This is a genomic window from Streptomyces sp. NPDC056061 (assembly GCF_042266885.1).
Lineage (GTDB): Bacteria > Actinomycetota > Actinomycetes > Streptomycetales > Streptomycetaceae > Streptomyces.
The window spans coordinates 276885-298627 of sequence record NZ_JBHJWQ010000007.1 but is presented as its reverse complement, the minus strand read 5'-3'; the positions used below and the strand labels follow the sequence as shown (position 1 = coordinate 298627).

The window sequence follows — 21743 nt, the reverse complement described above, 5'->3', positions numbered from 1 at the left end:
TACACACGCCCCGGGGGGCGGCGGGTGCGCCCGGGGGCGGGCGGGCTCCCTGATTCGCCGCTGCGGGGCCGGGGGGGGGGGGGGGGGGGCCCCCCCCCCCCCCGCGACCTGTGCCACGGACCTCTCAGGCGTCGAGGCCGATGTTGAAGGCGGCCTCCAGGTCGTGCTGGGAGTAGGTGCGGAAGGCCACGTGGGTGTCGGTGGCCTCGACGCCGGGAATCTTGCTGATCCGGCCCGGGATGACGTCGGCGAGGTCGTCGTGCCTGGCCACCCGGACCATGGCGATCAGGTCGTACGTACCGGTGACGGAGAAGACCTCGCTGACGCTGTCCAGCGCCGCGATGGCCTCGGCGATCTCGGGAATCCGGTCCACGCTGGTCTTGATGAGCACGATCGCGGTGATCACGGCTGGCTTTCTCCCTCGGTGGCCGCGGCTGGAGCCTTCACTCTATCCGCACGTCGGTAGCGCCCCCAGGCATAGAGGAAGCCGAGGGCGAAGCCGGCCACATGGGCCAGATAGGCGACGCCCGGCCCCCCGTCGCTCGCGCCCCGGACCGCCAGCCACTGCAGGACGAACCAGAAGATCAGCACGATCCAGGCGGGGAAACGCAGCGGCAGGAAGAAGAGGAACGGGAACAGGCTGGTGACCCGGGCCCTCGGGAAGAGGTAGAGGAAGGCTCCCAGCACCGCCGAGATGGCCCCCGACGCGCCGACCAGCGTCTGGTCGGACGTGGCGTGCGCGGCCGCGTAGGCGACCAGCGCGAGGCAGCCGCAGCCGACGTAGAAGAGGAGGAACTCGATGCGGCCCATGCGTTCCTCGGCCATCGCCCCGAACACGTACAGGAACAGCATGTTCCCGAGCAGGTGCAGCCAGCTGCCGTGCACGAAGAGGGCGGTGAGCGGGGTGAGCAGGGCCCGCCCGGAGCCGTCCCACAGCTCTCTCGGGATCACCCCCCAGCGTTCGAAGTACCCGGCCTGGGCGGCGAGCACGGCATCGGCATTCCCGTGCGGCGGGTGGAACCCGGACAGCGGGCCGAGCACGAAGATCAGGCAGCACGAGGCGATCAGGGTGTGGGTGACCAGCGGCCCGCCGGGGGTGACCGTGCGCAGGAGTCCGCCGGTCACCCGGCCCGCCGCGACGCGCAGATCGATCATGAACAGAGCATGACGCACATGGAGGGAACGGGACAGGCCGCCTCGCCGTGTCGGCGGTACACGGCGAGGCCGTAGGGTTGCGGCAGGACATCCGCAGTTCGACGGCGCACCGCGAGATCCTTGAATCAGGCAGCACGTGGCTCGACGAAAGAGGACGCAACGATGACGACGGTTCCGCAGCCGACCGACGGGACCCGCTGGCGCTGCACGCTCTGCGGAAACCTCACGCGCTTCGACGTGACGCGCTCCTCGAAGGTCGTCGAATACGTTCATCTCGACCTGGCCGGGGAGGCAACCGTCGAGGAACGCGAGGTGGTCAGTGAGACCATCGAGTCGGTGCGGTGCCGTTGGTGCAACGCGGTGGATCAGATCGAGCTGGTCGCCAGGCCGGGCGCCGACTCCTGACGGAGCCGTGCGACAGACATGTGATTTGGGGTGACGGATGGTGGAGCAGCCCGCTAGCGGTGCCGAGTCGGCCGAGGCGGCCGACGGCGTCGTCGAGGCGCTCGACCGCCCGCTGCCCGAGGGAGTGCGGCGGCGGGTCGTCGCGCTGGTGTCGGACGCCTTCGGCGGCCTGACGGTCTCCGAACTCCCGGCTCCGCTGAGGCAGTACGCCCGTTTCACCCCGACCCGGCGGGCCAAGTTCGCCGGAAACGCCATGGCGGCTGCCCTGGCGGGCGACGCGTCGTTCCGGCAGCGGATCGGCGAGCTGCTCAAGGAGGAGCAGCCGGAGCTGGCCGCTGCCCTGGAGTCCGGGTCGCCGCCCGCCGCCGCCGACCCGGTGGACGTCGCCGCCGCCGCCTATGTGCTGCGCCCGGCCGGCTGGGTGAAGCTGGTCGCCGCCGCCGGTGAGGAGGCCCAGCGAGCCGACGCCGAGCGCGCCGACGAGGCGGGCCGCCGCGAGCTGGAACGGCTGCGCGAGGAGCTCGTCCAGGCCCGCTCCCAGACGAAGAGCGAGACGGAACGGCTCCGCGCCGAGCTGGATGCCGCCCGCAAGGAGGCCGAGTCCCTCCAGCGTAAGCTGCGCAGCGCGGTCAGCGACGTCAGACGGGGTGAGGCCGCGCTCCGCCGCAGCCGGGCCGAGACCGATGCCGTGCGCGCGGAGTCGGCCGCCCAGGTCTCCGCGGCGGAGAGCGAGACCCGTCGGCTCAAAGTGCGGCTCGGCGAGGCCGAGGCGTCCGTCGAGGCGGCGCGCAGGGCCGCTCGGGAGGGTCGCTCGGTCGAGGACATGCGGCTGCGACTGCTGCTGGACACGGTGCTCGACGCGGCCCGAGGGCTACGCCGGGAACTCGCCCTGCCCCCGGCCTCGATCCGTCCGGCGGACGGTGTCGACGCGGTCGAGCCCGGCCGGATGTCCCCCAAGGACATCGCCGCCAGGGCCCTCTCGGAGACCGATCCGGCCCTGCTCGACCAGTTGCTCGCGCTGCCGCAGGCGCATCTGATCGTGGACGGCTACAACGTCACCAAGACCGGATATCCGCAACTGCCGCTGGAGAAGCAGCGGCTGAGGCTGCTGGGCGGTCTCTCGGTGCTCGCGGCGCAGACCGGCGCCGAGATGACCTGTGTCTTCGACGGGGCCGAACTCGCCGCCCCGGTACTGCTCGCACCGCCGCGCGGCGTCCGGGTGCTGTTCAGCAAGCCGGGCGTGACCGCCGACGAGCTGATCCGTCAACTTGCGCGCGCCGAGCCGTCGGGCCGTCCGGTCGTGGTGGTCTCCACCGACCGCGAGGTCGCCGACGGAGTGGCGAAGGCGGGAGCCAGGCCCGTTGCGTCCGCCTTGCTCCTGAAGCGTCTTTCGCGCGTCTAGTGCCTGATGCGGCACTGGTGAAGTTTGCCGGAACTCGGCGGAAATCGGGCAACGGACCGTCAAATCGCAGCTACGCCCTGTGCGAAGCAGGTAAAGAAGTACCTGATGCAAGGAGTTTTTACCGGCGAGGATTTGAACTGATCACAAGTTGGTCACTAGGGTCAGGCCTCGAACCTTCGCACGGTTGATCACCCACCCGGGGTGACGGCGAAGGAACCGCCGAGTCCGTGACGTGCACGGAGCCGGGGATTCATCTCCCCCACAGCCCGGTAGGCGGCTCGAGGAAGAAGGAGCTCGCCTCCGTGGCGTCCCACCGTCGTCCCAAGAAGCCGAGCCGCGCCCGTGTGACCGTGCTCACCGCGACCGCCGCCGCAGCCGTCGCCCTGACCTCCCAGGCGGCCCAGGCCGACCCCAAGCCCTCCAAGAGCGAGGTCAAGGCGAAGGTCGACAAGCTCAACCACGAGGCCGCGGGCGCCAACGAGCAGTACAACGGGGCCAAGGAGCAGCAGAAGAAGCTGGAGAAGGAAGTCGGCGCGCTCCAGGACAAGGTGGCCCGCGGCCAGCAGGAGATCAACAACCTGCGCAACGGCCTCGGTTCGCTCGCCGCGGCACAGTACCGCTCCGGTGGCCTCGACCCCTCGGTCCAGCTCTTCCTCTCGTCCGACCCGGACAGCTACCTCGACAAGGCGTCGGCGCTCGACCAGCTGACGGCCACGCAGGCCGAGACGCTCAAGAAGATCCAGGAGAAGCAGCGGTCCCTCGCGCAGGAGCGCAAGGAGGCCCAGGGCAAGCTGGGCGACCTCGCGGACATCCGCGAGACGCTCGGGGCGAAGAAGAAGAAGCTCCAGGACAAGCTCGCCGAGGCGCAGCGCCTGTACAACACGCTGACCGCCGCCGAGAAGGCGAAGTTCCGCGACCAGGAGCAGCGCGCCAGCCGCGACTCCGACGACCGGGTCGACCTGGGCAACGAGGCCCCCGCCTCCGCCCGGGGCTCCGCCGCCCTGAGCGCCGCCGGCACCCGGGTGGGCAAGCCGTACGTCCCCTCCGGCACCGGCCCCAACTCCTTCGACTGCTCCGGGCTGACCCAGTGGGCCTACGCCCAGGCCAACGTCCAGATCTCCCGGGTCACGTACACCCAGGTCAACGACGGGGTCCGGATCGGGCGCAGTGCGCTGAAGCCCGGCGACCTGGTCTTCTTCAACAACACCTCGCACGTGGGCCTCTACGCGGGCAACAACACCGTCCTGCACGCCCCGTACCCGGGCGCGTACGTCCGCTACGAGTCGATGAACACCATGGGCAGCTTCCAGTTCGGCGTGCGCGTCGGCTGACGCACGCCCGAACGGGCGAATTCCCACACCCCCGCACCACCGTCCGCCCCGTCGGAGACCACAGGTCACCGGCGGGGCGGAAGCGTCGGCGCGACCCGATCACCCGGCGAGGTCCTTGGTCGCCGCGTGACCGGGCGACTACTGTCTGCCTGCTGTGCGGCTCCGGTCGTCGGTCCGCCCTTCCGGGCGGCAGGGGCCGCGCACATCTGCGTACAGCGGAAGGGAGTGCGGCGTCCTGTGGTGTCCCATCGACGTTCCTCACAGTCCGGCCTCACCCGGGGTGCCCGGGCCACGGTCCTGTCGGCAGCGGCGGCGACCGCGGCAGCCACGCTCGGGGTGGTCGACGCCAACGCCGACCCGCAGGAGACACCAGGGGCGGTGAAGGCCCGGATCGACCGGCTGTACGCCGAGGCCGAGCACGCCACCCAGCAGTACGACCGGGCCGGTGAGAACGCCGAGCGGCTCCGCGGCGAGGCGGACCGGGCGCGGGACCGGGCGGCCCGGGGCCAGGAGGACGTCAACCGCATGCGCACGGCGCTCGGTTCGCTCGCCGCCGCACAGTACCGCTCCGGCGGCCTGGACCCCACCCTCGCCCTGCTGCTCTCCTCCGACCCGGACACCTACCTCGAACGGGCCGCCGCACTGGACCGGCTGACCACCCGTCAAGCTGCCGAACTGCGCGAACTCCGGCAGGCCCGGCGATCGCTCGCCCAGACCCGTGCCGAGGCCGATCGGGCACTCGCCGACCTGGAACGCAACCGGGAGGCGGCGGCCCGGCACAAGCGGACCGTCGAGCGCAAGCTCGCCCTGGCGAAGAAGCTGCTGGCGACGCTGCCCGGGACCGACCGGGCCGAGTTCGAACGGGCCTCGCGCTCGGGCCGTGACGACACGTCCACGGCGGTGGCCGGTCTGCCGGCCGGATCGGCACGGGCGGCCGTCGCCGTCATGGCGGTCCATCAGGCGCTGGGCCGGCCGTACGTCTGGGGGGCCAACGGGCCCAACTCCTTCGACTGCTCCGGGCTGATGCAGTGGGCCTACGCCCGGGCCGGCGTCGGCCTGCCGCGCACCTCGCAGGCCCAGCGGTACGCGGGGCGCATGGTGCCGCTCTCCCAGGCCCGCCCCGGCGACCTGGTCGTCTACCGGGCCGACGCCAGCCATGTCGCCATGTACGTCGGCAACGGCCAGGTCATCCACGCCCCGTACCCGGGTGCCCCGGTGCGCTACGACCCCGTGGGCATGATGCCGGTCTCCTCGGTCACCCGCGTCTGACCGTTCGCCCGCCCCGAGCGGTTCGCCCGTGCCCGGCGCCTCGCCCGCGGACCGTCGGCGGCGTGTCCGGACGTTCACCCGGGACCGTTCACCCGATTCCGGCCCGTACCCTCGTCCGGGTGAATGGGAGCGCCCGGTGGGGCACCTCGCCGGGGGGACGCGGCGCGCGGCGGCGCGCGGCGCGGGTCCTGCTCGCCGGGCTGCTGCTCGTCCCCGGCTGCGCGGCGCCCGGCGACGACCCCGGGCCGGGCTCCGCCGTCCGCGAGGTGGGCGCCGTCCTGGACCGCCGGGCCGCCGCCGTGCGGGCCCACGACCCGGACGCCTACGCGGCCGTGGCGGACCCCCGTGCCACCGGGCTGCGCGCGGCCCAGCGGCGGGAGCTGGACAACCTCGCGGACGTGCCGCTGAGCTCCTGGACGTACCGGATCACGGAACTGACCGCGCAGGGCCCCGACCGGGCGACCGCCGACGTCCGGCTGAGCTACCGGATCACCGGCCACGACTCCGCCCCGGCCACCGCGGACCGGGTGCTCGATCTGCGCCGGGACCGGGACGACGGCCGCTGGTACCTCACCGGCGACCGGCCGGACGGGGACGGCACCGCACAGCTCTGGCAGCAGGGCCGGGTGCGGGTGGTGCGCGGCACGCACAGCCTCGTCCTCGGCGTCGGCCGCCCCGCGCGCGAGCTGCGGGAGATCGCGCGGACCACCGACCGGGCGGTGCCCGCGGTCTCCGGCGCCTGGCCGGAGCGCTGGCCCGGCCGCGCGCTGGTGCTGGCACCGCGCACCGTGGAGGACATGGCGGCCCTGCTGGGCGCACCGGCGGCGGACTACCGCGGCATCGCGGCCGTCACCACCGCGCGCACCGGCGACCCGGACCGGGCCCCCGCGGACCGGGTGATCGTCAACCCGCAGGCTTACGGCACGCTCGCCGCCCTCGGGCAGCGGGTCGTCCTCACCCACGAGATCACCCACGTCGCCACCCGGGCCCGCACCACGGGCGCCACCCCGGTCTGGCTCTCCGAGGGCTTCGCCGACTGGGCGGCCTACCGCGCCGAGCACCGCACCGCCGCGCAGGCCGCGCCCGAACTGGCCGCGGCGGTCCGGCGCGGAGAGCTGCCCGGCGCGCTCCCCGCGGACGAGGACTTCGCCTTCGCGGGCGACGCGGCGCGCCTGGCGAGGGCGTACGAGGGTGGCTGGCTGGCCTGCGGGCTGATCGCCGACCGATGGGGCGAGAAGCGGCTGTACGCCTTCTACCGGGCCGTCGGGGAGCACCGGGGGCGGGACGGGGCGGTGGAGCGGGCCCTGCGCGAGGTGCTCGCCACGACCCCGGGGGAGTTCACCGCGCTCTGGCGGGACCATCTGCGTACCCGGCTCGGCGGAGAGCCTGCCGGGTGACCACCGACACCGCGCCCGGAGCCGGTCTCGACGGTGGGCGCCTTCCTGCGGGACGCCGGACCGGTCAGGAACCGATCGGCGCCCTCTCCCGGCCCGCGCGGTCGCGGCCGACGGCCGGGCGCCCGTCGTCGTCCCGGGTGCCGGGCACCGTCAGCCGCCACAGCCGCCGACAGGCGATCAGCGTCGCCGCCACCAGCAGGCCGTTGCGCAGGAACATCAGCGTCACGCCCGTCGCGTCACTGGCCACCACGTGGCCGAACCCCAACGGGAACTCCGCCTGCGTGACCCCGGTGGCGAGCAGCACCAGCCCGGCGGGCAGCCCCATCCGGCTGCCCGCGAAGACCAGGCAGACCGCCGCCAGACCGACCAGCCACAGCAGGTACTGGGGACTGATCACCCGACTCGTGGTCGTCAGCAGCAGGACCGCCGTGAACGCCGCGTCGGCCGGCGTGTTCACCCGGAAGCGGCGGGCGCGCAGCCGCCACACCACCAGCCAGCCGAGAGCGGCGACGGAGAGGCCGAGGGCGAGCGTGCTCACCAGGGGCACCTGCGGCCCCAGGAATTCCATCGAGCCGTAGTTCAGCTCCACCCGCCCCGGCCAGCCGAACTGGCGCCACACGTGGAACACCAACGCCCCCAGCGACTCGACCTCGGTGCCCCGGTCGCGCTGGAAGTCGAGGAAGGCGAACGCGCCGGGCATCGCCAGCGCGCATCCCAGCAGCAGTCCGGCCGCCGTCATGGCCGCGGTCGTCCATGCCCGGCGCGTCGGGCGGCCGGGCGCGGTGCCCACGAGGATCAGCGCGGGCCACACCTTCAGCAGCGCGCCGACCGCGGCCAGCGCCCCCAGGACCCGGGGATGCCGGACGCCCGCCGGCAGTGCCGCCACCGCCACCGCCGTCACCATGACGTCGTAGCGGGCGTACGCGGTCGTGCCGAGCAGGGGGACTCCCGCCACCCACACCCAGGCCCCCGCCGCCGACCGTCCCTCGCCGCGCCCCGCATGCAGCAGCAGCCCGAGCACCAGCCCGTCGCACAGGAGGGCGAGGACGAAGAAGGCAGTGGCGTAATCCAGGAAGGGCAGCAGGGCGGGGGAGAGCACGGCGAGCGCCGCCAGGGGCGGGTACTGCCAGGTGACGTCGGAGTGCGGGTACGCGCCGCTGCCCAGGACCTCCGACCAGCCGCGGTAGATGACCGAGACATCGCTGGTCACGTCCGGTCCGGGCAGCGCGACCGTCTTCGTGACGCAGAGCAGCAGCACGATCCGGGTGAGGGCCCACACCGCGGGGGCGAGCCGCGCCGCCGTCGATCCCGTCATGTTCGTCCCGTCCGTTCCGTGTGGGTGCGTGCTCGGTCGTACGCCGCAGATCCGAACGGGTACCAGCGGCCATGATGCCCGTCCGCGCCGGGCCGGCCGTCGGGGCCCGCCCGGCGAAGTCGTCGCGGCGGGCCGCCGGGTACTGTCGGCCGGGATGGACAAGACCCTGATCGTGACCAACGACTTCCCGCCGCGCTCCGGCGGTATCCAGGCGTTCCTGCACAACATGGCGCTGCACCTGGACCCCACGCAGGTCGTCGTGTATGCCTCCACGTGGAAGCGGACCCCCGAGGGCCTGGAGGCCACCGCCGCCTTCGACGCGGAGCAGCCGTTCACCGTCCTGCGCGACCCCACCACGATGCTGCTGCCCACCCCCCGGGTGACCCGGCGCGCGGTGCGGCTGCTGCGCGAGCACGACTGCACGTCCGTGTGGTTCGGTGCCGCGGCACCGCTGGGGCTGATGGCGCCCGCCCTGCGGCGCGCGGGTGCCCGGCGCCTGGTCGCCACCACCCACGGGCACGAGGCGGGCTGGGCGCAGCTGCCCGCCGCCCGGCAACTCCTTCGAAGGATCGGTGACGGCACCGACACGATCACCTATCTGGGTGAATACACCCGCTCCCGGATCGCCTCGGCGCTCAGCCCGGCCGCGGCGCGGCGGATGGTCCAGCTGCCGCCGGGGGTCGACGGGAAGACCTTCCGGCCGGACTCCGGCGGGGACCTGGTGCGGGCCCGGCTCGGGCTCGCGGACCGGCCCGTCGTGGTCTGCGTGTCCCGGCTCGTGCCGCGCAAGGGCCAGGACACGCTGATCCGGGCGATGCCCGCGATCCTCGCCCGGGTCCCGGACACCGTGCTGCTGATCGTCGGCGGCGGACCGTACGCCGAGGACCTCAGGAAACTCGCCGTGGAGACGGGCGTCGGCGCATCGGTTCGCTTCACCGGGCCGGTGCCCTGGGAGGAACTGCCCGCCCACTACGGCGCGGGCGACGTCTTCGCCATGCCGTGCCGCACCCGCCGCGGCGGCCTCGACGTCGAGGGACTCGGCATCGTCTTCCTGGAGGCGTCGGCGACCGGTCTGCCGGTGGTGGCGGGCGACTCGGGCGGTGCACCCGACGCCGTGCTCGACGGCGAGACCGGGTGGGTGGTGCGCGGCGGCTCCGAGGAGGACGCCGCCGACCGGATCGTCGCCCTGCTGAACGATCCGGAGCTGCGGCAGCGGATGGGGGAGCGGGGCAGGGCCTGGATCGAGGAGAAGTGGCGCTGGGACCTGCTGGCCGAGCGGCTCGGGGCACTGCTCTGACGCGGTGCGCGAGTCGATACGACGCGCGGTGCGGGGCGACACGGCCCGAGGCGCGCGGCGACACGCGGACGGGGCCGGCGCGATGTGCGCCGACCCCGTCCGAAGGCCCGTACGGCTCGCGGCGGCCGATGCCGGAGAGCCTCCAACAAAATGGCCCGACGGACCGGATCTGCCCGGGTCAGCCCTGGTAGATCGCGTCGATCTCGTCCGCGAAGTCCTTCGCCACCACGTTCCGCTTGAGCTTCAGCGACGGGGTGATGTGGCCCGCCTCCTCGGTGAACTGGGCAGGCAGGACACGGAACTTGCGCACCGACTCCGCCTTGGACACCGCCGCGTTCCCGTCGTCCACCGCCCGCTGCACCTCGGCCAGCAGCTCCGGGTCCTCGCGCAGCGACCGGGCCGTCGAACCGGCCGGCTTGCCGTGCTCCTCGGCCCAGCGGCCCAGGAACTCCTCGTCCAGCGTGACCAGCGCGCCGACGAACGGCCTGCCGTCGCCGACCACCATGCATTCGGCGACCAGGGCGTGCCCGCGGATGCGGTCCTCGATCACCGCGGGGGCGACGTTCTTGCCGCCCGCCGTGACGATGATCTCCTTCTTGCGGCCGGTGATGGCCAGGTAGCCGTCCTCGTCGAGCGTGCCGATGTCGCCGGTGTGGAACCAGCCGTCGGCAAGGGCCTCGGCCGTCGCGGCCTCGTTGTTCCAGTAGCCGGTGAACAGGTGCTCGCCGTGCAGCAGCACCTCGCCGTCGTCGGCGATCCGGACGACCGAGCCGGGCAGCGGCTGGCCCACCGTGCCGATCTTCTGCCGGTCCCACGGGTTGAAGGCGGTGGCCGCGCAGGTCTCGGTGAGGCCGTAACCCTCCAGGACGGTGAAGCCGATCCCGCGGTAGAAGTGGCCCAGCCGCTCGCCCAGCGGGGCGCCGCCGGAGATCGCGTACTCGCCGCGCCCGCCCAGTACCGCGCGCAGCTTGCCGTAGACCAGCTTGTCGAAGAGCCTGTGCTTCAGCCGCAGGCCCAGGGACGGGCCCTGCGGGGTGCCCAGCGCACGGCTGTACGCGATCGCCGTGCTCGCGGCCCGGTCGAAGATTCCGCCCTTGCCGTCGGCCTGCGCCTTGGCCCGCGCCCCGTTGTAGACCTTCTCGAAGACGCGCGGCACACCGAGGATCAACGTTGGCCGGAACGAGGCGAGGTCATCGGTGAGGTGCTTGATGTCCGGTACGCAGCCGAGCTTGATCGGGGCCATCACCGAGGCCACCTCGACCAGCCGCCCGAAGACGTGCGCGGTGGGCAGGAAGAGCAGCACCGAGCACGGACCGGTACGGAACAGCGGCTTCAGCCGCTCCACCACGTTGCCGCACTCGGCGAAGAAGCTGCGGTGCGTGAGCACGCAGCCCTTGGGGCGGCCGGTGGTGCCCGAGGTGTAGACGATGGTGGCCGGGTCGTCCGCCTTGGCGCTCGTCATCCGCCGGTCCACGGTCTCGTCTGGGACGTCCGCGCCCGTCTCCGTCAGCCGCGCGATCGCGTCCGCCTCAAGCTGCCAGACGCCCTTCAGCGCGGGCAGGTCCTCCCGGACCGATTCCACGGAGGCCTGGTGCGCCGCCGACTCCACGACGCACAGGACGGCGCCGGAGTCGCCGAGGATCCACTGGATCTGCTCGGGCGAACTCGTCTCGTACACCGGGACGGTGACCGCCCCCGCGCTCCAGATCGCGAAGTCGAGCAGCACCCACTCGTAGCGGGTGCGGGAGAGCAGCGCCACCCGGTCGCCGGCCTCGACGCCCGCCGCGATCAGCCCTTTGGCCACCCCTCTGACCTCGGCGAGGAACTGGGTGGCGTCGACGTCGGCCCACCCGCCCGCCACCTTGCGGCTCATCACCGCCGCATCGGGATGCTGAGCGGCGTTGCGGCGGATGAGATCCGTCAGGTTGCCGTCCGAGGGAACCTCGTACAGGGCCGGAAGGCTGAACTCGCGCAAGACTGCTGCTCCTCATCGGGCTCCGGTGCCACGGCTCTGTGTGACGCACCGGCTGCGGTCCAAGATAGGCAGATGCTCATCGGTGGAAGTGAGCATGACTGGACTGCCCGGACGTTACCCACCAGTACTCAGTTCCCGATAGAGGGTTCCGGTCAGATGTCTTATGCGTCACATACAACGGTGGTCCTTGGCCGCACAGTAGTCCACCCGCCGCGACCGGCCCCGGTGCCCTCGTCCGCGAGAGCGGCCCGGTTCGGGCGTTCCGCACGGGGTCGGTATCGCGACCGGCGGCACCAAGGGCTGTCCCGTATATCCATGGCGGGCGCGCGACGACAGTTTCGGCACCTCGCCGCGTTGTCGGAACGTCCGCATACATCCAGTATGCGGACGCCCCTCCGCCCTGCGATGCACCACATCTGACGCCGCGCACCGGTCCACCACCGATTGCGGGACAGCCCTTAGGGTGGCCGTCATGCCTGCCGCACCGAGTCTCCGTGAAAGCCCCGACGCCCGGCGCACACGCCTCCACGTGGTCAGCGACGTGCACGGCAACACCGAAGCCCTGGCCCGTGCCGGTGACGGCGCGGACGCCCTGATCTGCCTGGGCGACCTGGTCCTCTACCTCGACTACGCCGATCACTCGCGCGGCATCTTCCCCGACCTCTTCGGCGTGGAGAACGCCGACCGGATCGTCGAACTGCGCACCGCGCGCCGCTTCGAGGAGGCCCGGGAGTTCGGCCGCACGCTGTGGGCCGGCATGGACCGCGACGCCGCGATCGTCTCGGCGGTGCGCAAGCAGTACGCCGAACTCTTCGCGGCCTTCCCCACTCCGACGTACGCCACCTACGGCAACGTCGACCTCCCCCACCTGTGGTCCGAGTACGCCCAACCGGGCACCACCGTCCTGGACGGCGACCGCGTCGAGATCGGCGGCCGGGTGTTCGGCTTCGTCGGCGGCGGCCTGCGGACCCTGATGAACACCCCGTACGAGATCGACGACGAGGAGTACGCGGCCAAGATCGAAGCGGTCGGCCCGGTCGACGTGCTCTGCACCCACATCCCGCCCGACATACCGGAGTTGACCTACGACACGGTCGCCCGCCGCTTCGAACGGGGCAGCCGGGCCCTGCTCGACGCCATCCGCCGCACCCGCCCCCGGTACGCGCTGTTCGGCCACGTCCACCAGCCGCTGGTCCGCCGGATGAGGATCGGCGCCACCGAGTGTGTGAACGTCGGCCACTTCGCGTCCACCGGCAGGCCGTGGGCCCTGGAATGGTGAGGTCCCCGCGCCGGACCCCGGAACGCGGTGCCGTGCGCACGCGATAGCCTTCTGACGGCAGGCATCTGCCGACGCACCGGTCACACCGCACTGGAGGAGCCACAGCGATGGCTGAACACACCAGCTCGACGATCACGATCGAGGCGGCACCGGCCGACGTCATGGGAGTGATCGCCGACTTCGCCCGCTACCCGGAGTGGACCGGCGAGGTCAAGGAGGCCGAGGTGCTCGCCGCCGACGACCGGGGCCGCGCCGAGAAGGTCCGCCTCGTCCTCGACGCGGGTGCCATCAAGGACGACCACACCCTCGCGTACACCTGGACCGGCGACCACGAGGTCAGCTGGACCCTCGTCAAGTCCCAGATGCTGCGCGCCCTCGACGGTTCCTACGTGCTCGCCCCGCTCGGCGGCGACCGCACCGAGGTCACCTACCGGCTCACCGTCGACGTCAAGATCCCCATGCTCGGCATGATCAAGCGCAAGGCCGAGAAGGTCATCATCGACCGCGCCCTCGCCGGTCTGAAGAAGCGCGTCGAGTCCGTCCCGAATGCCTGACCCGGTGCGTACGGTTCTCGTCACCGGCCCCGGCGGCGCAGGCCGTACCACGGTCGCGGCGGCGACCGCACGGGCCGCCGCCCGCACGGGCCGCCGCACCCTGCTGCTCTCCGCCGACGCCATACCCGGCCTGCCCGGACACACCGAACCCACCGAGGCCGCCGACGGCCTGTGGTCCGCCCGCATCGACTCCGGCGAGCACTTCAGGAACGAACTCCTCGCCCTCCAGGACCGGGCCTCCGGCGTGCTGGACCTGCTCGGCGGGAACCGGCTGGACGGCGAGGAGATCACCGAACTCCCCGGCAGCACCCCGCTCGCCCTGCTGCACGCGCTGCGCCGTGCCGCCGTCGGCGACTGGTCGGAGGCGGGGTACGACGTCCTGGTCGTCGACCTGCCGCCGCTGGGCGAGGCGCTCGCCGTGCTCGCCCTGCCCGAACGGCTGCGCCGCTACCTGCGCCGGCTGCTGCCCCCGGAGCGCCAGGCCGCGCGCGCCCTGCGCCCGATGCTCGCCCAGCTCGCCGGCGTGCCCATGCCCGCCCAGTGGCTGTACGAGGGCGCCGCCCGCAAGGACGCCGAGCTCGCCCACGTCCAGGCCCTGATCGAGGACCGCAACACCACGGTGCGGCTGGTCGCCGAACCCGGGCCGGCCGCCGAGGACGCCCTGCGCACCGCCCGCACCGGCCTCGCCCTGCACGGGCTGCGCGTCGACGCCCTCGTGATGAACCGGGTACTGCCCCGGCACTCCACCGACCCCTGGTTCGCGGCCCTCGCCGCCCAGCAGGAGAAGACCGCCGACCACTGGTACGCGCAGTGGGCGCCCACGACGGCCCTGTGCGAGGTGCCGCACCTCGGCCGCGATCCCCGGGGCCCCGAGGACCTCGCACTCCTCGACACCCGGGCCGCCGTCACCGTCCCCGGCACATCCGGTGCCGACGTCCGGCCCGCGGGCGACGGGCTCGCCGCGGGACTGGCCCGGCGGCCGCCGGGCCGGGCCGAGGACCCGTGGTGGATCGAGGACCCGAACGCCCCGGACGGGCTCGACGCGCTGCTGCCCGGCAGCCGGATCGTGGCCGCCCCGCCCACCGACGGCGACGGCTCGGTCCTGGTCTGGTGCCTGCCGCTGCCCGGCGCGGTCAAATCGGACCTCCAACTGGTGCGCCGCGGCAACGAACTGCTGCTCACCGTGGGCCCGTTCCACCGGATCGTCCCCCTGGAGTCGGGGCTCCGCCGCTGCACCGTCTCCGGCGCCGCCCTCACCGACGGAGTGCTCCGGGTCAGGTTCACCCCCGACCCCGGACTGTGGCCCCGGACGGACTGAACGACGCCGCACGGGTCGGGTAACGTCGGTAGTAGCCACCCGTACGGTCCCGTACGCACGACCGCGGGCGAACCACGTCGCAGGAGTCCGCCATGAGCGAAGCCACCGATCGTCCCGTCGACGACGACGCGTGGGCCCGGGCCTGCGCCGAGGACCTCGAAGCGGAGAAGGCCCGCCGCCGCGCCCAGTACGGCCCGCAGCCCGGCACCGCCGCCGAGGAACTGCGCAAGCTGATCGACGCCGTGGCCGACAAGCTCGCCTCCCTGCCGTCGCCGCTGTTCGGCGCGGCGGCCCAGGACACCGTGCAGCAGATCGTCAAGCAGGCCAAGTCCGCCGCGCAGCCCGTCATCGAACGCAACCCGGACGTCTTCGACCACCTCGCCGCGGCCGGCGGCGAACTCCTCGCCGCCTACCGCTCCGCCGTCGAGGGGCAGGAACGGCGCTGGACCCGGCGGGCCGAGGACGCGGACGTCCCGGAGGAGCGGACCGGCACCGAGAAGCGGGCCGGCGACCCCACCGACCCGCGCGACGAGGGACCCGAGACGGGGCAGCACATCGACCTGGACTGACCTGCGCGCCCGGCACCGGCAGGGAAAGGACCGGGCCCCGGCTCGGGTACGGTTGGCCCCAGCGGGGCTCGACCGGAACTGAGGGATTCATGGGACTCACCATCGGCGTCGATATCGGCGGCACGAAGATCGCGGCTGGAGTGGTCGACGAAGAGGGCCGGATCCTCACGACGTTCAAGGTGCCGACCCCGCCGACGGCCGAAGGCATCGTGGACGCGATCGCGTCGGCGGTGTCCGGCGCGAGCGAGGGGCACCGGATCGAGGCCGTCGGCATCGGCGCCGCCGGTTACGTCGACGACAAACGCGCCACCGTGCTGTTCGCACCGAACATCGACTGGCGGCACGAGCCGCTGAAGGACAAGGTCGAACAGCGCGTCGGCCTTCCGGTCGTCGTGGAGAACGACGCCAACGCCGCCGCCTGGGGCGAGTACCGCTTCGGCGCCGGACAGGGCCACGACGACGTCATCTGCATCACGCTGGGCACCGGCCTCGGCGGCGGCATCATCATCGGCAACAAGCTGCGCCGCGGACGCTTCGGGGTGGCCGCCGAGTTCGGCCACATCCGGGTCGTCCCCGACGGCCTGCTCTGCGGCTGCGGCAGCCAGGGCTGCTGGGAGCAGTACGCGTCCGGGCGCGCCCTGGTCCGGTACGCCAGGCAGCGCGCCAACGCCACCCCGGAGAACGCCTCGATCCTGTTGTCGCTCGGCGACGGCACGCCGGGCGGCATCGAGGGCAAGCACATCAGCCAGGCCGCCCGGCGGGGCGACCCGGTGGCGATCGACTCGTTCCGGGAGCTCGCCCGCTGGGCCGGCGCCGGACTCGCCGACCTCGCCTCGCTCTTCGACCCGTCGGCGTTCATCGTCGGCGGCGGGGTCTCGGACGAGGGCGAACTCGTCCTCGACCCGATCCGCAAGTCGTTCCGCCGCTGGCTGATCGGCGGCGAATGGCGCCCGCACGCGCAGGTCCTCGCGGCCCAACTGGGCGGCAAGGCCGGGCTGGTGGGTGCGGCGGACCTGGCCCGTCAGGGCTGACCCGCCGCCACCGTACGAAAGACGGACGCCCGTCGCGCCCCACGGGCCGCGGCGGGCGTCCGCCGTATCGTGAGACGCATGGTTGCGACGCCATTGCCCGACTCCCGTACCGAGCCGGACGGCTCGGCCGTCACCAGAGTGCTCTGCTACAACATCCGGTCGATGCGCGACGACCGCGAGGCCCTGGCACGTGTCATCGGGGCCTGCGCCCCCGACCTCGTGCTCATCCAGGAGGCCCCGCGCTTCTTCCGCTGGCGCAAGCGCGCGGCCTGGCTCGCGGCCCGGACCGGTCTGATCGTGCTCGGCGGCGGCGCGACGGCGTCCGGGCAGCTGCTGCTCTGCTCGCTGCGGGCCGGGGTGGAGCGGACGGAGGACCTCCTGCTGCCGCTCACCCCGGGGCTGCACCGCAGGGGCCTGGCCACCTCGGTGGTACGGATCGCGGGCACCCGGATCGGGCTGCTGAGCTTCCACCTGAGCCTGCGGTCCGACGAACGCCTGGCCCAGGCCGGAATGGTGCTGGAACAGCTCGACGCGATGGGCGTCGAGCACGCAGTGGTGGCCGGAGACCTCAACGAGGTACCGGCCGGGGCCGCGTTCCGGCGACTGGCCGGGCGGCTCCAGGACTGCCGGGCCGTCCGGCCGTGGGGCGACGAGAACACCTTCCCGTCCGACCGCCCCCGGCGGCGCCTGGACGCGGTCTTCGTGACGGAGGGCATCGACGTGCTCGGCTGCGGCGTCCCCACCGGACTGCCCGGCATCGTCGACGCCGACCTGCGGGCGGCGAGCGATCACCTGCCGGTGCTGGCGGCCCTGCGGGTGCCCGCGATCCTGGCCGACCGCCCCACGGACACACCGGAACCCGGCCCGCCGACCCCGTGAGGCGGGCGGGCCGGGTTCCGGTCCGGCTCAGACGACCGCGCCGCGGCCCGGGTCGTCGTCGTCCTCGTCGTCGTCGTTCATCCGCGCCACCAGGGTGACGAAACCGCCCAGGAAGCCGCCGATGCAGACCGTGGTGAGCCACCACGTCATCTCCCACCGCAGCAGCACCGCGACCAGCATCAGCACCGGACCGCCGACGACCGCGAGCCAGGCGAACTTCGCCGTGACGTCGGCCTCCGGCAGCGGCGGCGGCTCCGGAGGAACGAAGTGCCCCTCGTCCGTGTCGTCGAAGTCGTCGTCCTTGGGCTCGGCGACCTCGTAGTCCCGCGGACCGCCGACTCCGGGCGCGAACACGACCGAACTGCCGAGCGGCCGCTCGGGCGGCCTGGGGGACTTCTTGCCGATCCCCTTGTCCGGGTCCAGCACGCCCGACTGATCGTCCTCCAGCAGGGCGAGATCCTCGACCGACCGGAACGGCTTGGCGCCCGGCGGGTCCGGCGGCTCCTCGCCGTAGCCCGCGACGATCGCCTGCCACGCCGCGTCCTCGTCGATCCGCTCGTCGGCAGGCCCGCCGGACCCGCCGGAGTTGTCGTCGTCCGGGGCCTTCCCGGCCGGGTCGGGGGACGGCGTGCCGTCGTCCGGGGCGCCCGTGCCGGTCCCGGACGCGCCCGCCGCCGACGGGCCGACACCCTCCGCCGGACGGGCCGTTCCCCCGGCGGACAGCGGCTCCCGCCCCTCCTCGCTTCCCGTGCGTTCCGCGTCGTGCTCAGCCACCGGACGTGCTCCCCTTCTTCCCGACGCTCGGAGCGAGGCGGCCGACGAACCGGTAGCTCTCGTCGAAGATCCGCTCCGCATCGTGGTCCAACGTCGCCACGTGGTAGCTCTGTTCCAGCAGGATCTCCTCGACGTCCGTCGACGACACCCGGCTGAGGATGCGGGCCGAGTCGGCGGGCGGCACCACATGGTCCTGCGGGCTGTGCAACAGCACTATCGGCTGAGTGACCTGGGGCAGTTCGGCATCGACGAGGCGGAAGAAATTCCGCACCGAATGCGCCGCGTGCAGCGGCACCCGGTCGTAGCCCACCTCCGCGGAGCCCTCCTTCGCGATGTCGCTCGCCAGCCCCTTCGTCGTCCGCACCAGGTGACGGGCGACCGGCAGCGCGTACGCCGACAGGCCGTGCACCTTGTTGGCCGGGTTGACCAGCACCAGCCCGCTGATCGCGTCCCCGTGCTTCGCCGCCAGCCGCAGCGTCAGCGCGCCGCCCATGGAGAGGCCGAAGACGAAGACCTGCGCGCACCGCTCCAGCAGGCCGCGCAGTTCCCGGTCCACCTCCGCGTACCAGTCCTGCCAGCCGGTGACCTGCATGTCCTCCCAGCGGGTGCCGTGTCCGGGCAGCAGCGGCAGCGAGACGGTGAGGCCGCGCTCCGCCAGGTATTCGGCCCAGGGGCGCAGTGACTGCGGCGAACCGGTGAAACCGTGGCAGAGAAGGACGCCGACCTCTCCGCCCTCGTGGCGGAACGGCTCGGCTCCAGGCAGGACCGGCACCGGGGATCTCCTTGTTCGTGAGGCTCGACGGGGAGCGGGAGGGGGAGTACAGAGGATGACTTCACCGTACGCGACCGGGCTGACACCGACCAGGGCCGTCACGGCCCGGTCGTCGCGATGGTCCCGTGCCGGGCGGGAGCACCGGCGGCGGCACGGGTTAAGGTCTGTCGCACAGGACACAGGAGGCACCCGAGTTGATCTACGGCGCGATGAAGCTCTCCATCGGCAATGGGCTGAAGCTCGCCTTCAGGCCCTGGGTGGAGGGTCTGGAGAACATCCCCGCGCGCGGGCCGGCGATTCTGGCGAGCAATCACCTGTCCTTCTCCGACTCGTTCTTCCTGCCCGCCGTCCTGGACCGCAAGGTCACCTTCATCGCCAAGTCCGAGTACTTCACCTCGCCCGGCGTGAAGGGAAAACTGACCGCCGCCTTCTTCAAGGGCGTCGGGCAGCTCCCGGTGGACCGCTCGGGCACCCGTGGTGCCGGTGAGGCAGCCATCAGGGCGGGCATCGAAGTCATCGAGAGCGGCGGGCTGTTCGGCATCTACCCGGAGGGCACCCGCTCGCCCGACGGCCGCCTCTACCGGGGCAAGCCCGGCGGGCTCGCCCGGGTCGCGCTGGCCACCGGGGCGCCCGTCATCCCCGTGGCGATGATCGACACGGAGAAGATCCAGCCGCCCGGCAAGGTGGTCCCCAAGCTGATGCGTCCGGGGATCAGGATCGGCAAGCCCCTCGACTTCAGCCGCTACCACGGCATGGACGGGGACCGCTTCATCCTGCGCTCGGTCACCGACGAGGTGATGTACGAGATCATGAAGCTCTCCGGCCAGGAGTACGTCGACATCTACGCGACCGCCGCCAAGCGGGAGATCGCGGACGAGGCGAAGCGCCGGGCCGAGGAGGAGAAGCGCCGCGCCGAGGAGAAGCGCGCGGGCGGAGAATCCGGAACGCAGGGGTGACGGAACGGTTCGGCACGTAGCCGCGTCGTTCCCGTCCGGGGGGTGGGGAAGTGGCAAGGCGCGAACGCGTCGTGCGGATGTCGGTCGAACAGCCGCTGTGGCGTGCCCTGACGGCCTATCGCATCCTGACGATGCTCTACGCGGTCCTGCTCGCGGTCTTCGGCCGCGAGCGGTACGACAGGCCGTGGGTCGCCATCGCCTTCCTGGCGCTGCTGGCGGCCTGGACGCTCGGCACCCTCCCGAAGGTCTCCGGCGCCGTCGCCTGCACCAAGCGCTTCCTGGGCGCCGACCTGACCGTCGCCCTGGTCGGCATACTCCTCACGCCGCTCGCCGACTTCGAGGCCCAGCGGGTCGACAGCCCCACGCTGCCGTCCATCTGGACCGCGGGGGCGGTGCTCGCCTTCGCCCTCAAGGGCGGCTGGCGCTGGGCCGCCTTCGCCTCCACCCTCGTCGCCGTCGTCAACATCATCGAGCGCGGCGAGCCCAGCCGGGACACGTTCCACAACGTCCTGCTGGTCTGGGTCGCCTCCATCGCCATCGGCTACGTCGTCGAGGTGGCCCGAGCCAGTGAACGCACCCTCGCCCGCGCGCTGGAGATCGAGGCCGCCACCCGCGAACGGGAACGGCTGGCCCGCGACATCCACGACAGCGTCCTCCAGGTCCTGGCGATGGTGCAGCGCCGCGGCACCGCGCTCGGCGGCGAGGCCGCGGAACTGGGCCGGATGGCCGGGGAGCAGGAGATCGCCCTGCGCACCCTGGTCACCAGCGGACTCGTGCCCGCCACCCGGGTCTCCGAGGACGCGGCCGAGGGCGCCGTGGTGCGCAGCGTGGAGGTCGACGACGAGCCGTCCGGGGCGGCCGACTGCGACCTGCGTTCCCTGCTCGCCCCGCACGCGGGTCCCCGGATCAGCTTCGCGGAACCGGGTGCTCCGGTACTGCTCGCCCCCGCCGCCGCGACGGAACTGGCGGCGGCCGTCGGTGCCGCCCTGGACAATGTGCGGGTGCACGCGGGGGAGGACGCCCAGGCGTGGATCCTCGTCGAGGACTGGCCGGACGAGGTGATCGTGACGGTCCGGGACGACGGGCCGGGCATTCCGGAGGGGCGGCTCGCCCAGGCCGAGGGGGAGGGGCGGATGGGGGTCGCCCTGTCGATCCGGGGCAGGCTGCGTGACCTGGGCGGAACGGCGGAGTTGATTTCGGTGCCCGGCCAGGGCACCGAGGTCGAGTTGAAGGTACCGAAGGTTTCACGGGGGAAGGCGGGATCGGGAAGATGAGCACGCAGGGCGCACCGGGCACCGAGGGGCGGACCATCAGGGTGATGGTCGTCGACGACCATCCGATGTGGCGCGACGCCGTCGCCCGCGACCTCTCCGAGTCGGGTTTCGAGGTGGTGGCGACCGCCGGCGACGGGCCGCAGGCCGTCCGCAGGGCGAAGGCGGCGGTTCCCGACGTCCTCGTCCTCGACCTCAACCTGCCCGGCATGCCCGGGGTGCAGGTCTGCAAGGAGCTCGTCGGCTCGCAGCCCGGGCTGCGGGTGCTGGTGCTCTCCGCGAGCGGCGAGCACGCCGACGTGCTGGAGGCGGTCAAGTCCGGAGCCACCGGCTATCTGCTCAAGTCGGCGAGCACCCAGGAGCTGACCGAGGCCGTGCGGTCCACCGCCGTCGGCGACCCGGTCTTCACCCCGGGCCTGGCCGGACTGGTCCTCGGCGAGTACCGCAGGCTCGCCGCGGACCCCGCGCCCGTCGCCGCCGACGAGCCGGGGGCCCCGCGGCTCACCGAGCGCGAGACGGAGGTGCTCCGGCTGGTCGCCAAGGGACTCTCGTACAAGCAGATCGCCGAGCGGCTGGTCATCTCGCACCGCACCGTCCAGAACCACGTCCAGAACACGCTCGGCAAGCTCCAGCTGCACAACCGCGTGGAGCTCGTGCGGTACGCGATCGAGCGCGGTCTCGACGACGCCTGAGGGCCCGCGGGGGCGCCGCCCGTCCCGGGGCGGACCGGGCGGCGCGGCGGCCACGGGCGCCGTATATTCGCGATGACCGGCGCCGTGCCCGCCACGGCCGTC

Annotated in this window: 21 protein-coding genes; 15 read left to right on the top strand and 6 right to left on the bottom strand. The window is 72.9% G+C overall.

Annotated features, from left to right (window positions below; translation table 11 throughout):
* Nucleotides 1–124: 124 nt before the first annotated feature.
* Nucleotides 125–406 carry an Lrp/AsnC family transcriptional regulator gene (locus tag ACFC79_RS14360; RefSeq protein WP_376239534.1) on the bottom strand — a complete coding sequence of 94 codons (282 nt, stop codon included), beginning with the start codon at nt 404–406 and terminating at the stop codon, nt 125–127.
* On the bottom strand, nt 403–1155 hold the full coding sequence (locus tag ACFC79_RS14355; protein ID WP_376239532.1) for a rhomboid family intramembrane serine protease: 753 nt from the start codon (nt 1153–1155) through the stop codon (nt 403–405). Before ACFC79_RS14355 ends, ACFC79_RS14360 begins: the two co-directional genes overlap by 4 nt.
* Before the next feature lie 162 nt (nt 1156–1317).
* Between ACFC79_RS14355 and ACFC79_RS14350 the strand changes: the two genes are divergently transcribed.
* The 5 genes from ACFC79_RS14350 (at nt 1318) to ACFC79_RS14330 (ending at nt 6959) form a co-directional block, all read left to right on the top strand.
* Complete coding sequence (locus tag ACFC79_RS14350; protein WP_073782241.1) at nt 1318–1560, top strand: hypothetical protein; 243 nt, start codon at nt 1318–1320, stop codon at nt 1558–1560.
* Nucleotides 1561–1600: 40 nt separating this feature from the next.
* On the top strand, nt 1601–2962 hold the full coding sequence (locus tag ACFC79_RS14345; protein WP_376239601.1) for an NYN domain-containing protein: 1362 nt from the start codon (nt 1601–1603) through the stop codon (nt 2960–2962).
* Between the two features lie 302 nt (nt 2963–3264).
* Nucleotides 3265–4293, top strand: a complete 1029-nt coding sequence (locus tag ACFC79_RS14340) for an NlpC/P60 family protein (protein ID WP_376239529.1) — start codon at nt 3265–3267, stop codon at nt 4291–4293.
* A gap of 237 nt (nt 4294–4530) precedes the next feature.
* Complete coding sequence (locus ACFC79_RS14335; RefSeq protein ID WP_376239526.1) at nt 4531–5562, top strand: NlpC/P60 family protein; 1032 nt, start codon at nt 4531–4533, stop codon at nt 5560–5562.
* Between the two features lie 119 nt (nt 5563–5681).
* Complete coding sequence (locus ACFC79_RS14330; protein WP_376239524.1) at nt 5682–6959, top strand: hypothetical protein; 1278 nt, start codon at nt 5682–5684, stop codon at nt 6957–6959.
* A 64-nt stretch (nt 6960–7023) separates the two neighbouring features.
* Here ACFC79_RS14330 and ACFC79_RS14325 read toward each other — a convergent pair whose 3' ends face one another.
* Nucleotides 7024–8274, bottom strand: a complete 1251-nt coding sequence (locus ACFC79_RS14325; RefSeq protein ID WP_376239521.1) for a glycosyltransferase 87 family protein — start codon at nt 8272–8274, stop codon at nt 7024–7026.
* Between the two features lie 154 nt (nt 8275–8428).
* Here ACFC79_RS14325 and ACFC79_RS14320 point away from each other — a divergent pair, with 154 nt between their 5' ends.
* Nucleotides 8429–9571, top strand: a complete 1143-nt coding sequence (locus ACFC79_RS14320; protein ID WP_376239519.1) for a glycosyltransferase family 4 protein — start codon at nt 8429–8431, stop codon at nt 9569–9571.
* Nucleotides 9572–9749: 178 nt separating this feature from the next.
* Here ACFC79_RS14320 and ACFC79_RS14315 read toward each other — a convergent pair whose 3' ends face one another.
* On the bottom strand, nt 9750–11546 hold the full coding sequence (locus ACFC79_RS14315) for an AMP-dependent synthetase/ligase (protein ID WP_376239517.1): 1797 nt from the start codon (nt 11544–11546) through the stop codon (nt 9750–9752).
* A 472-nt stretch (nt 11547–12018) separates the two neighbouring features.
* On the opposite strand from ACFC79_RS14315, the gene ACFC79_RS14310 reads away from it, so the two are divergent.
* From ACFC79_RS14310 to ACFC79_RS14285, 6 genes are all read left to right on the top strand, one after another.
* Nucleotides 12019–12825 carry a metallophosphoesterase gene (locus ACFC79_RS14310; RefSeq protein ID WP_376239515.1) on the top strand — a complete coding sequence of 269 codons (807 nt, stop codon included), beginning with the start codon at nt 12019–12021 and terminating at the stop codon, nt 12823–12825.
* Between the two features lie 107 nt (nt 12826–12932).
* Nucleotides 12933–13379, top strand: a complete 447-nt coding sequence (locus tag ACFC79_RS14305; RefSeq protein ID WP_376239513.1) for an SRPBCC family protein — start codon at nt 12933–12935, stop codon at nt 13377–13379.
* A gap of 4 nt (nt 13380–13383) precedes the next feature.
* Complete coding sequence (locus ACFC79_RS14300; RefSeq protein ID WP_376239599.1) at nt 13384–14697, top strand: ArsA family ATPase; 1314 nt, start codon at nt 13384–13386, stop codon at nt 14695–14697.
* Nucleotides 14698–14789: 92 nt separating this feature from the next.
* Nucleotides 14790–15266, top strand: coding sequence for a DUF5304 domain-containing protein (locus ACFC79_RS14295; protein ID WP_376239510.1), 477 nt, complete (start codon nt 14790–14792; stop codon nt 15264–15266).
* Nucleotides 15267–15355: 89 nt separating this feature from the next.
* Nucleotides 15356–16297, top strand: coding sequence for an ROK family glucokinase (locus ACFC79_RS14290; RefSeq protein WP_376239508.1), 942 nt, complete (start codon nt 15356–15358; stop codon nt 16295–16297).
* A 78-nt stretch (nt 16298–16375) separates the two neighbouring features.
* A complete protein-coding gene (locus ACFC79_RS14285) occupies nt 16376–17176 on the top strand; it encodes an endonuclease/exonuclease/phosphatase family protein (RefSeq protein WP_376239505.1) in 801 nt (266 codons plus the stop codon).
* 27 nt (nt 17177–17203) lie between these two features.
* Here the strand turns inward: ACFC79_RS14285 and ACFC79_RS14280 are convergent, their stop codons facing one another.
* Together ACFC79_RS14280 and ACFC79_RS14275 are read right to left on the bottom strand one after the other, a co-directional pair.
* Nucleotides 17204–17950 carry a hypothetical protein gene (locus ACFC79_RS14280; protein ID WP_376239503.1) on the bottom strand — a complete coding sequence of 249 codons (747 nt, stop codon included), beginning with the start codon at nt 17948–17950 and terminating at the stop codon, nt 17204–17206.
* Nucleotides 17943–18722 (bottom strand): alpha/beta hydrolase, encoded by a 780-nt coding sequence (locus ACFC79_RS14275; protein ID WP_376239500.1) that lies wholly within the window; start codon nt 18720–18722, stop codon nt 17943–17945. Before ACFC79_RS14275 ends, ACFC79_RS14280 begins: the two co-directional genes overlap by 8 nt.
* Nucleotides 18723–18916: 194 nt before the next feature.
* Between ACFC79_RS14275 and ACFC79_RS14270 the strand changes: the two genes are divergently transcribed.
* Genes ACFC79_RS14270 through ACFC79_RS14260 form a run of 3 tightly spaced genes read left to right on the top strand, consistent with a single transcriptional unit; the run spans nt 18917 to nt 21641 of the window.
* Nucleotides 18917–19678, top strand: coding sequence for a lysophospholipid acyltransferase family protein (locus ACFC79_RS14270; RefSeq protein WP_376239498.1), 762 nt, complete (start codon nt 18917–18919; stop codon nt 19676–19678).
* A 50-nt stretch (nt 19679–19728) separates the two neighbouring features.
* On the top strand, nt 19729–20952 hold the full coding sequence (macS, locus tag ACFC79_RS14265; RefSeq protein WP_376239495.1) for a MacS family sensor histidine kinase: 1224 nt from the start codon (nt 19729–19731) through the stop codon (nt 20950–20952).
* A complete protein-coding gene (locus ACFC79_RS14260) occupies nt 20949–21641 on the top strand; it encodes a response regulator (protein ID WP_376239492.1) in 693 nt (230 codons plus the stop codon). Before macS ends, ACFC79_RS14260 begins: the two co-directional genes overlap by 4 nt.
* The last annotated feature ends 102 nt before the right edge of the window (nt 21642–21743 follow it).